Source organism: Bacillus sp. NH11B (assembly GCF_001884205.1).
In the GTDB taxonomy this organism is placed as follows: Bacteria; Bacillota; Bacilli; order Bacillales; family Bacillaceae_G; genus Bacillus_A; species Bacillus_A proteolyticus.
In genome coordinates, this window is record NZ_MAOG01000009.1 from 1 (window position 1) to 11,370 (window position 11,370).

At 36.9% G+C, this 11,370-nt stretch carries 10 protein-coding genes; all 10 read right to left on the minus strand.

Annotated features, from left to right (window positions below; all coding sequences use genetic code 11):
• A partial coding sequence (gene cshA / locus BAU27_RS00240; protein WP_071769804.1) for a degradosome RNA helicase CshA occupies positions 1 to 1,399 on the minus strand: 1,399 nt, incomplete at its 3' end.
• Positions 1,400 to 1,703: 304 nt separating this feature from the next.
• Positions 1,704 to 3,080 carry a UDP-N-acetylmuramoyl-tripeptide--D-alanyl-D-alanine ligase gene (gene murF, locus BAU27_RS00245; RefSeq protein WP_071769805.1) on the minus strand — a complete coding sequence of 459 codons (1,377 nt, stop codon included), beginning with the start codon at positions 3,078 to 3,080 and terminating at the stop codon, positions 1,704 to 1,706.
• 60 nt (positions 3,081 to 3,140) lie between these two features.
• A complete protein-coding gene (locus BAU27_RS00250; RefSeq protein WP_071769806.1) occupies positions 3,141 to 4,226 on the minus strand; it encodes a D-alanine--D-alanine ligase in 1,086 nt (361 codons plus the stop codon).
• 301 nt (positions 4,227 to 4,527) lie between these two features.
• Positions 4,528 to 5,802 carry an MDR family MFS transporter gene (locus tag BAU27_RS00255; protein ID WP_071769807.1) on the minus strand — a complete coding sequence of 425 codons (1,275 nt, stop codon included), beginning with the start codon at positions 5,800 to 5,802 and terminating at the stop codon, positions 4,528 to 4,530.
• Positions 5,803 to 5,910: 108 nt separating this feature from the next.
• The gene (gene bcaP / locus BAU27_RS00260; protein WP_071744534.1) at positions 5,911 to 7,326 is read right to left on the minus strand and encodes a branched-chain amino acid transporter BcaP; all 1,416 of its coding nucleotides are present in this window, start codon (positions 7,324 to 7,326) and stop codon (positions 5,911 to 5,913) included.
• Positions 7,327 to 7,557: 231 nt separating this feature from the next.
• Entirely contained in the window at positions 7,558 to 8,730 is a 1,173-nt protein-coding gene (locus tag BAU27_RS00270; protein ID WP_071744533.1) for a homogentisate 1,2-dioxygenase, read from the minus strand.
• On the minus strand, positions 8,696 to 9,652 hold the full coding sequence (locus tag BAU27_RS00275; RefSeq protein WP_071769809.1) for a fumarylacetoacetate hydrolase family protein: 957 nt from the start codon (positions 9,650 to 9,652) through the stop codon (positions 8,696 to 8,698). Before BAU27_RS00275 ends, BAU27_RS00270 begins: the two co-directional genes overlap by 35 nt.
• Before the next feature lie 66 nt (positions 9,653 to 9,718).
• Positions 9,719 to 10,837, minus strand: coding sequence for a 4-hydroxyphenylpyruvate dioxygenase (gene hppD, locus BAU27_RS00280; RefSeq protein ID WP_071744531.1), 1,119 nt, complete (start codon positions 10,835 to 10,837; stop codon positions 9,719 to 9,721).
• 309 nt (positions 10,838 to 11,146) lie between these two features.
• Positions 11,147 to 11,257 carry a DUF3948 family protein gene (locus tag BAU27_RS00285; RefSeq protein WP_002113412.1) on the minus strand — a complete coding sequence of 37 codons (111 nt, stop codon included), beginning with the start codon at positions 11,255 to 11,257 and terminating at the stop codon, positions 11,147 to 11,149.
• 43 nt (positions 11,258 to 11,300) lie between these two features.
• Positions 11,301 to 11,370 (minus strand): DUF3948 family protein (locus tag BAU27_RS30630; protein WP_116733457.1); only part of this gene is annotated, 70 nt, incomplete at its 5' end.

Consider the following 11,370-nt stretch of genomic DNA (forward strand, 5'->3'; position numbering starts at 1 on the left):
CATCACGACTACGATTACGGTTACCATCACGGTATCCGCCTCCGTTACCACCGCGTTTTTTAGAACCGCCACCTCTTGAAACAACTGGTGGTTCTGACGTTAAAGCGATTGGTGTTGTATCTGGCTCTTTTGTCATCATTTTTAAAGCAGCAGCTACTACTGTTACAGAGTCATTCTCTTCTAACATTTCTTCTGCAATACGCTTGTAGTATGATAAGTTATCATTTTCAATTGTGCTTTGAAGTTTTTCAGCGATTAAACGTTGTTGACCTTCTAATGCCTCGTCAAGTGTCGGTGCTTCCATACGATCAACTTTACGTTTTGTTGTACGCTCGATATTTTTTAATTGTCCTGATTCACGTGGTGTTACAAATAGCATTGCAATACCTTTTTTACCTGCACGGCCAGTACGACCGATACGGTGAACGTATGATTCTGGATCTTGTGGGATATCGAAGTTGTATACGTGTGTTACACCTGAAATATCAAGACCACGTGCAGCAACGTCTGTTGCAACAAGAACTTCAATAGCACCTTCTTTAAATTTACGTAATACAGACATACGTTTCGCTTGTGTTAAATCACCATGAATACCTTCTGCTGCATAACCACGTAAGTTTAATGCTTCTGATAATTCATCAACACGACGCTTTGTACGACCGAATACAATCGCAAGCTCTGGAGATTGAATATCTAGTAAGCGTGTTAATACGTCAAACTTTTTCTTTTCTTGCACTTCTAAATAGAACTGCTGAATGTTTGGCATTGTTACTTCTTTTGCTTTTACTTTAATGTGTTGAGGCTCAGTCATGAAACGCTCAGCAATACGACGGATTGGATCTGGCATTGTCGCTGAGAATAATAATGTTTGATGTGTTTCTGGTACATCTGTTAAAATCGCTTCAATATCTTCAATGAAGCCCATGTTTAACATTTCATCCGCTTCATCAAGAACAACAGTCTCAACGTTTTGCAGGCGAAGTGTTTTACGGTTAATATGATCTAAAATACGACCCGGCGTACCAACAATAATGTGTGGGTGTTTTTTTAGAGCACGAATTTGGCGGTTAATATCTTGACCACCGTAAATTGGTAAAATACGAACACGTTTATGTTTACCAATTTTGTATAGCTCTTCTCCAACTTGGATTGCTAATTCACGCGTTGGCGCGATAACAATACCTTGAACTGCTTCTTTACGAGTATCTACTTTATCTAATAGCGGTAATCCAAATGCTGCTGTTTTCCCTGTACCTGTTTGCGCTTGCCCAATAATATCTTTACCTTGCAATGCATGCGGGATTGTTTCAGCTTGAATCGGCGTAGCCTCTTCAAAGCCCATACTTTCAACAGATTGCAATAAAGATTCACTTAATCCTAATTCTCGAAATGTTGTCAATGTTACTTCTCCTTTTCTATCCTATACTTATCATTTAAAAAAAGGCATTTTCCGAATTGGCGGAAAAGCCCTTTTCCTGAATGCTCACGTATATAAACGGGCGTATTTCTACACGAAAATACTTCTAAACGTTATTACACTTTATCAATTATAAGTTTTGTATGTGCAAAAAGCAAACCCAACTGTTACCTTATTTTCATATTCAGAGCTTTTTTCTTCACTTTTATTTTTTTATATTTACTGTAAGCGCTTATTATAAGTTTCCTCTATTTTCGTAGCTATCATCCCTATTTATATACACCAATTATTTCAACATCGTAATTACTTCTTCTAATTTCATGCCGCGAGATGCTTTTACTAATACAACATCTTTCACATCAACGACTGCTTGTAACTCTTTTACTAGCTCTTCTTTATTATCATACGCCTTTACACGTTCATTAGGAAAGTTAATTTTCGCTCCTTCAGCAATTTGAGCCCCTAATCTACCATATGTGAATACATATGAAATTTTTGCTGGGTCGATTAATTTACCTACCTCATAATGGAATTGTACTTCTTGATCACCAAGTTCTAGCATATCACCAAGTACAACAATTTTTTTAGCAAATCCATCTAAACCATTCATTAGGTGGAACGCTGCTTCCATAGCCGTTGGACTTGCATTATAAGCATCATTGATAATTGTTAAACCACTATTTGTTTTTACAATTTCCATACGCATGCCTGTCATTTGAAGTGTTACTAAACCTTTTTTCATTTCTTCCCATGTTACACCAAAATGTTTCGCAATTGCCATTGAAGCAAGTGTATTATATACATTATGCTTCCCTAGTACTGGTAGATAGAATGAAAAAGTTTCATCTCTGTTCATCTTAAAGTGTGTCCCAGTTGCCTGTAATGTTACAGTAGTTGGATAATAATCATTTGCTCTCGCATCACCAAATGTAACTGTTTCAGCTGCTAAATTCATTTCTGGAACACGATTCGTTAATAATGGCTCATCTCCATTGTATACGAATACTCCACCTTCTTGTAAGCCTGTAACAATTTCTAACTTCGCTTCTGCAATTGCCTCACGAGAGCCTAAATCCATTAAATGCGCCTCACCAATATTCGTGATAATAGCTGCATTAGGACGAGCTAACTTGGATAGGAATTCAATTTCTCCGCGGCTTGACATACCCATTTCTAATACAGCTACTTCTGTATTTTCTTCTAGGTTTAAAATAGTAAGAGGTAAGCCGATATGATTATTGAAATTACCTTCTGTTTTTTGAACTTTAAATTTAGTTGCAAGAAGACTCGTTACAATATCTTTCGTAGACGTTTTACCGTTACTACCTGTTACACCAACAACTTTAACATCCAGTTGATCGCGATAATTTTTCGCTAACATTTGTAACGCTGATAGCGTATCCTCTACAAAAATAACAGGAAGATTCTCAGGCGGATTTGCTACACTTTTCATCCATAATGTAGCAACAGCTCCACTTTCAACAGCTTTATCTACAAAAGCATGTCCATCGAAACGTTCACCTTGAATCGGAACATATAAGTTTCCCTTTTCAATTTTTCTCGTATCAATAGACACTCCTTTTATAGTAATTCCCTCATACTGCTTTGCTAATTCAGTACCATTTATCATCTGTTCTACTTGTTTTAACGTTCGGTTTATCATGAAAACACTCCTTACATAGAGGAAGCACTATTCCTTCGAATAGTGCTTCCTCCTTTTTTGTTAGATTGTATATTTAATTTTTTGTTTTTCTTCGTGACGCTCAATTGCTAAATTAATTAGCTCTTCAATTAATTCTGGATACGGTAATCCAGTATGTTGCCATAATAAAGGGAACATACTAAACGGCGTAAATCCTGGCATTGTGTTCACTTCGTTAATATATACTTCTCCGTCCTTCGTTAAGAAGAAATCGGCTCTTGTTAAACCAGCACCATCTAACGATTGGAAAGCAATAATTGCATCTCGCTTAATGACATTAGACTCTTCTTCTGTCATTTCAGCCGGAATAATTAACGCTGTATCACCATCGATGTATTTCGACTTATAGTCATAGAAATCCTTTTTCGGTACGATTTCACCTACAACTGAACATTTCGGCTCATCGTTACCTAGTACACCAACTTCTACTTCACGACCTACGATATTTTCTTCTACAATAATTTTGCGGTCGAATTGGAATGCCTCTTCGAATGCACTCTCAAGTTCTTCACGATTTTTACATTTATTAATACCAACACTTGAACCAAGATTCGCTGGTTTTACGAAGCAAGGATATCCTAACTTCTCTTCTACTTTGTCATAAGCCTCTTCGCGATTTTTTTCCCATGCACTACGAATGAAAGATGCATATTCCGCTTGTTTTAAACCAGCTTCTGCAAAGATATTTTTCATAACAACTTTATCCATACCGGCAGATGATGCTAGAACACCATTTCCTACATAAGGAATGTTCATTAATTCTAATAATCCTTGAACCGTTCCATCCTCACCGTTTGGTCCATGTAGTAATGGGAAAATAACGTCGATAGCATTTTCCTCAGAAGTTTCAGATGGAATAATTTCCGTGCTTAATGATAACGGAGAAATCGCATTTTCTGCACCGCTCATTTTTAAAACTTCAACATCTGTTACTTCACCTTCAATACGCTCACCGCGTACCCATTGACCTTGTTCTGTAATATAAATTGGATGAACCTCGAATTTATCTTGATTTAACGCTTTAATAGCAGCAAGAGCCGTTTGTAACGAAACTTGATGCTCAGCTGATTTTCCACCATATAATAAACCTAATTTAATTTTTGTCACTGAAATCACCCTAACCAATTGTTTTCATTTTTCTATTTTAGCACTTTTTATAAAAATAGGTAGTTCCTATTTGAAATAAAATGTAACTTCCACAAATAATTAAAAGACACCACTTATTGGTTTTCTACACTTTTCCTCTTTAATTTTCTACACACCTAAACAAAATTAAACTTTAAAGTAAAATTGCTATCTAATCTGGTTATGTACCTAAAATATGTAGAGATCCACTTTTTGTGTATGTCATCTATATTATCCTACCATTTGTGGAGAATGAAAAAAAACTGATTAAAGTTTCATTTTATTAAGAAGACTGTTTTTTAAGCGTATCTTTTTGCCTCTGCTCAATAAGACGATCTAAAGAAACATATACAAAGCCTGCAACTACACACCCTACACTTAAAATCGTAAATAAGTAGTGACCAAGCAAACGATCCAATAGAAAACCACCAAGAAGTGGACCGAATGCACTTCCTGTAATCCACTGCAAACTCGCCGCCCCCATATAGGTTCCCCTCAAATGCTCAGGGGCCAAATTCGCTACAAACGTCATCTGTACAGGCGACATAATCATCTCGCCTAACGTATATATGGCATAAACAAACATTAACGTCATTAAAATAATTGTAGCATTTGTATCAAACTCTCCAAACCACTTCGGTAACCACCCTATAAAAAACAAACCAATTCCGAACAAACACGCACCGTATAACATCGTCCTTCCGACAGGTTTATCTGTCGCCCATTTTGAAATTTGAAATTGAAATAAAACAACTAATAGACCATTTAATGCCATTAAATATGGGTATGGGTTGTTGACTCCAAAAATATCCTTCATTTCGTTATCAAAGTGCAGCGGCAACATGCCTTCTGTTTGAGAGAACCCCATAGAAATAATGATCCCCGCTAACAAATAAATCATTAACGCCTTATCTCTCATCAAAATTTTCCAAACTGCTCCAGAGTCATTCTCTTTATTTTTTTCCGTCATATCAGTAATTTTTGGCATTGTTTCTTTAATAAGTACTAACACTAGTAGTGCATAAAGCAACATAGCGGATGAAGCAATAATAAACACGAGGTTCTTTGATAAAACAACTACTGATGCTCCCATTATCGGTCCAATTGCAGCACCAATATTGTGTCCCATTCGCAATAAACCATATGCTTCTGTTCTTTTTTCTGGCGCCGTCACATCTGCAACCATCGCCGATGCCGCTGGGTGAAATAGCGAATTACTTAATCCTAAAAAAATAGATAAAATGGCATATGGAATAAACCCTTCTATAAATAAAAAACCGAGCATTAGTAATGCATTACTCGCCATCGAAAATATCATAATTGGCTTTCTTCCATATATATCGGCAATTCTTCCGCCTATAAGCGAGCCAAAACTCGCAGCTATTGGAGAAAGCGCCATAATGATTCCAACTTGTAATAAAGAATCTACCTTATCTTTTAAATATAGTGCAAAAAAAGGCATTAACATCATCATCGCAATTCCGTTCAATGTCTCACCGATAAATCGAATCCATACGTTACGATCCATCTCCCTTAACTCACGCCATGTATTTTTCATACTTCCACCCCCTTAATTAACCAACAATTATCTTATAATAAATTCAGAAAAATGCAAATTTTCAAATTAAAAAATCCATTCTAACAGAATTAGAATGGATTTTTCCACTTATAAATTTGCTACATCTTCTTCTTTTTTACTATTATTTAGGGCACTATGCTTTCGGCTATATAAAAAGTAAACTGCTATACCGATAACCATCCATACACCAAAACTAATCCAAGCTGTGCCGGATAACTGAAGCATTAAGTATAAACAAAAAATTACCGTTAACGCTGGTAAAAATGGTACGAGCGGCGCCTTAAACGACCTTGGTAAATCAGGATGAGTTCTTCTCATCACAATGACAGCAACAGCTACAAGTGCAAAGGCTGACAAAGTTCCCATATTTACAAGGTGTGCTAAAACATTTAAATCTATTAATCCTGAAATAAGTGCTGCGATAATACCTGTTGTCCATGTATTTAAAAATGGTGTTTTAAATTTCGGATGAACTTTAGCAAGACGCTTCGGCAATAATCCATCACGACTCATTGCATATGAAACACGAACTTGCCCATACATCATAACTAACATTACAGTTGTAATTCCTGTAATTGCTCCTACTGATATCACTCCCGCCAAACTATCTTGTCCAATAAATTGAAGTGCGAAAGCAACTGGATCTGATATATTTAGCTGTCCGTATGGAACAATTCCTGTCAAAATAAGTGAAACAACGATATAAAGAACAGTACAAATTAATAACGATGCGATAATGCCGATTGGTAAATCACGTTGTGGACGTTTCACTTCTTCTGCAGCTGTTGAGACTGCATCAAATCCTATGAATGCGAAGAAAACTGTAGCTGCTCCAGCCATTACACCATCTAAACCAAATGGCATAAAAGGCGTCCAGTTTTCGGGCTTCACATAATTAAAACCAGCAAAGATAAAAATAAGAACAACTGCTAATTTAATAAATACCATAATATTATTTATACGTGCACTTTCACGAACACCTCTAGATAAAAGAACCGTCATCACTAAAATAATGAGAACTGCGGGTAAATCAATTATTCCACCCTTTCCTGTACCAGGGGCCGAGGAGAGAATGGTAGGAATATGGATCCCAAATCCCTTTAATAAAGATTGAAAATAGGCGGACCACCCATTTGCTACAGCAGAGGTAGCTAGTAAATACTCAAGCATTAAATCCCATCCAATTAAAAATGCGAATACTTCCCCCATCGTCGCGTACGTATACGTATACACACTGCCGGAGACAGGAACTGAAGAAGCAAATTCAGCGTAACAAAATGCAGCAAATGCACAGGCTAACGCGGCTATCGCAAACGATAATATAATAGCTGGTCCAGAATGTTTCGCTGCTACCACGCCCGTTAAAACAAAAATACCTGTTCCAACAATTGCCCCAATTCCAAGCATAGTTAAATCCAATGCGCCCAGTGTTCTTGCTAACGTCTTTTGCTTACTTTCTTGCATTAACTTTGCAAGAGGCTTCTTTTGAAAAATTTGCTTCATAGCATGCTCCTCCAAGTTTTAAATTTTCTGAAAATTTTTAATTTGCTTTTTCATTTTACTCATAACACTTTTTCCAGTCAATACTTTTGTCGAAATAAGTAGAAATTCTTCTGAATATGCACCATCTTTATCATTCTTTCTATATATCTTTCTATATTTTTTTTTGGTATTATTATACATGTCGATTCCATAAAAGAGGCATGCTCCCTTAGTGAGCATGCCTCTTTTTACTTATTTCACAGTATATGAACCCTCTTCAATCCAGCTATACATATATTTTTCATCTTCCGTCTCATGTGCTTGTTTTACAATACGAAGCGGACGGAATGTATCTATCATAACAGCCAGTTCAAGTGTCTCTTTCTTTCCTATACTCGCTTCTGTTTTCCCTGGATGTGGCCCATGCGGGATCCCGCTTGGATGAAGGGTAATAGAACCTTCTTCTACACCTTTTCGGCTCATAAAGTTACCTTCTACATAGTACAGCACTTCATCACTATTCACATTACTATGATAATATGGTGCCGGAATAGATTCTGGATGATAATCGTATAAACGCGGTACGAAAGAGCAAATGACGAAATTATGCCCTTCGAATGTTTGATGTACTGGTGGTGGCTGATGAATACGACCTGTAATTGGTTCAAAATCCTCCACATTAAAGACCCACGGATATAAATAACCATCCCATCCAACAACATCTAACGGATGGTGCCCTAAAACATGCTTATGCATATAACCTCTCGACTTTGTCATTACGACAAACTCACCTTTTTCATCATATGTCTCCAATTTCTCCGGTCCACGCATATCTCTTTCACAAAACGGACTATGTTCTAACAATTGCCCATATTCATTGCGATAGCGACTTGGTGTTGTAATTTGGCTATTTGCCTCTACAACAAGAAACTTAGTCTCCCCCTCATCTGGAATAACACGATAAATCGTTCCAATTGGAATTGTTACATAATCACCTTTTCTATAGTGAATCGTTCCAAACATCGTTTCAATTTTTCCTGTTCCATAATGAACAAATAACATTTCATCGCCATCACCATTACGGTAAAAATAATCCATTTTTTCTGTTGGAGTCACTACTCCAATTAATAAATCCTCATTCCCAAGCATAAAGTTTCTTCCGCTTACTGCATCACCTGTTTTTTTATTTTCTTTCGTACGGAAGTGGCGATGAGCGAGAGCAACATCCTCTTCATACTGTAACTGACAAGAATGCGATAATGCCGCATGCCCTACTTCTGTTGGCATATAATGATGATACAAAATAGACTGGGTACCAGAGAAACCTTTTGTCCCCATTACCTGCTCACGATAAAGCGATCCATCTTTTTTACGAAATTGTACATGTCGTTTATGAGGTAGCTCCCCCATGTGACGATAAAACATGCCCATCACCTGCTTTCATGTCTTTTTTGACCGTATTACGTAACGTACCTAAACCAGTAATCGACAGCTCTACAACATCTCCATCTTGTAGCCATTCTTCTGTACCAAGTTCTAAAATACATCCTGTTCCTACTGTCCCAGAACCAATCACATCTCCTGGATATAACGTAACGTCTTCCGAAGCACGTTCAATCATTTCAGCGAATGTATAATAAATATCTTGGAAATTTCCCTTTGATAATATCTTTCCATTTACATGAGCAGTCATCTCTAAATCATAACGATCACCGTTACGATAAACGTCTAATTCCTCTTTCGTAACGAGATACGCTCCTAATGAAGTTGCAAAATCTTTTCCTTTTGCTGGGCCGAGTCCTACTTTCATTTCTGTTGCTTGTAAGTCCCTTGCACTCCAGTCGTTCATAATGCAGTAACCAAAAATATATTCCTCTGCTTGCTCACGAGAAATGTTTCGTCCTTCTTTCCCAATTACGCAAGCAATCTCTAACTCATAATCAAGCTTTTGAGACTTCTTCGGCCCAGTAACAAAATCATCTGGTCCAATAACAGCACGGTGGTTAGTAAAATAAAAAACCGGGATATCATACCATTCAGGTACAACATCTAACCCTCTTCGTCCGCGGGCTGTTTTTACATGCTGCTCAAATGCATAAAAATCTCGAATGCTACTCGGATTAGGAATAGCCGCAGCGAGTTGTACTTCCCCTAAGGAATATATACCCTTTTCCGGATTCTTAATATTACGTACTACTTCTACATACTCATCCGCTTTCTCTAAAAAGGCGAACATTGAAGAAGGTAATTTTCCATCACTAGCAAGATTCATATCGATTACTTTGTCACCTTCAAGCCATCCAGCTCGCATTTCCTTTGAAGGGAGACGGAATGTAACAAATTTCATCATGATTCCTCCCTATGAAAATGAAATTTCCACCAGCAAAGGACCTCTTGCTGGTGGATACAAATTCTATAAGTTCCCGCGGCGCTCTTGTTCTCTTTCAATTGATTCGAATAACGCTTTAAAGTTCCCTTCACCAAATCCACGAGAACCTTTACGTTGGATAATCTCAATAAATAAAGTTGGACGATCTACAATTGGTTTCGTAAAGATTTGCAGTAAGTAACCTTCATCATCACGATCTACTAAAATCTTTAATTCTTTTAATTTATCAATTTCTTCATCAATTTTCCCCACTCGCGCAGTTAACTCATCGTAATACGTATCCGGCGTATCTAAAAACTCAACGCCATTTGCACGAAGTACTTCAATTGTTTTCACAATGTCACTTGTTAATAAAGCAAGATGCTGTACACCCGCTCCATTATAGAATTCAAGATATTCTTGAATTTGTGATTTTCTCTTTCCATCTGCTGGTTCGTTAATAGGGAACTTAATACGACTTCCATTCGTCATAACTTTTGACATTAACGCCGAATACTCTGTACTAATATCATCATCGTCGAAATGGATCATTTGTTTAAAGCCCATAACATTCTCGTAATAACTAACCCACTCTTCCATTTTCTCAACGTTACCAACTACATGGTCTACAGCAATTAAACCAGACTCTTCAAATGGAATATTAAACTCAACCTTTTGGAATCCTGGCATAAATGTTCCTTTATAATTTTTACGCTCTACAAGCGTGTGAATTGTATCACCATACGTACCAATAACCGCTTTTTTCAATGTACCGTCCTCATCTGTTAACTCCTCAGGTGGAGCAATCGCAACAGCGCCACGCTTCACCGCTTCAGAGTAGGCTTTATCAACGTCATCAACAAGTAAAGCCACATCTTTCACCCCATCACCATGAGTCTTTACAAACTCTGCAATACGGCTATCGCTACTTAAAGCTCCAGACACAACAAAACGCATATTTTTTTGCACAAGAACATAAGATACCTTTTCACGGTTTCCTGTTTCTAATCCAGAATAAGCTACAATTTTGAATCCAAATGCTCTCGCAAGATAATAACTTGATTGCTTTGCATTCCCTACGTAAAATTCCAAATGATCTACATCGCGTACCGGAAAAAAGTCCTCCATTTGTGCAGCTAGCGTATCCATAGATTTTTGTTTCATAAATTCCTCATCCCCCTGTAAATAGATTAAATGGTCCATAATTAAACCTAACCGAAAACGCTTCCAACATTCGTTAATAGAAATTAGTTAGCAAGCTAACAAATTCTGACCTTTAAAATTTTCTATCTTTTCTGTCAAATTCCTCTTTTTTTCTTACATATAAAATTCGACTTTTTTCTCTTTAAAGTAAAGGGGAACTATTAATACTTGGAGGGATATATAGAAGAAAACAAAAAAGACCCCAACATATTAACTACTTACTAATATGCTAGAGTCTTTATTTGTTTTGGATGATTGTATTTATATGTCTCATACTAATACATTTGTAAGGAATATAATAAACGCTGTTAACACTGCTGCTCCACCTGCTGATACTAAAATATCCATTTTTGTTACTTGTAATACTTGTTCCTTGTTCATATTCCTCATTCTCCCTTCTTTTGTTTTTGTTACAAAATTTTTATTATACTAATACGCTTGAAAGAAATACGATTAATGCTGTTAATACTACTGCTCCGCTTGCTGATCCTAAG

What these genes read in the sequence shown, in the direction of transcription:
- murF (WP_071769805.1), bottom strand. Translation starts at nt 3,080, where the DNA reads ATGATAAACCGAACGTTAAAACAAGTAGAACAGATGATAAATGGTACT.
- BAU27_RS00255 (WP_071769807.1), bottom strand. Translation starts at nt 5,802, where the DNA reads ATGAAAAATACATGGCGTGAGTTAAGGGAGATGGATCGTAACGTATGG.
- bcaP (WP_071744534.1), bottom strand. Translation starts at nt 7,326, where the DNA reads ATGAAGCAAATTTTTCAAAAGAAGCCTCTTGCAAAGTTAATGCAAGAA.
- BAU27_RS00270 (WP_071744533.1), bottom strand. Translation starts at nt 8,730, where the DNA reads ATGTTTTATCGTCACATGGGGGAGCTACCTCATAAACGACATGTACAA.
- BAU27_RS00275 (WP_071769809.1), bottom strand. Translation starts at nt 9,652, where the DNA reads ATGAAATTTGTTACATTCCGTCTCCCTTCAAAGGAAATGCGAGCTGGA.
- hppD (WP_071744531.1), bottom strand. Translation starts at nt 10,837, where the DNA reads ATGAAACAAAAATCTATGGATACGCTAGCTGCACAAATGGAGGACTTT.
- BAU27_RS00285 (WP_002113412.1), bottom strand. Translation starts at nt 11,257, where the DNA reads ATGAACAAGGAACAAGTATTACAAGTAACAAAAATGGATATTTTAGTA.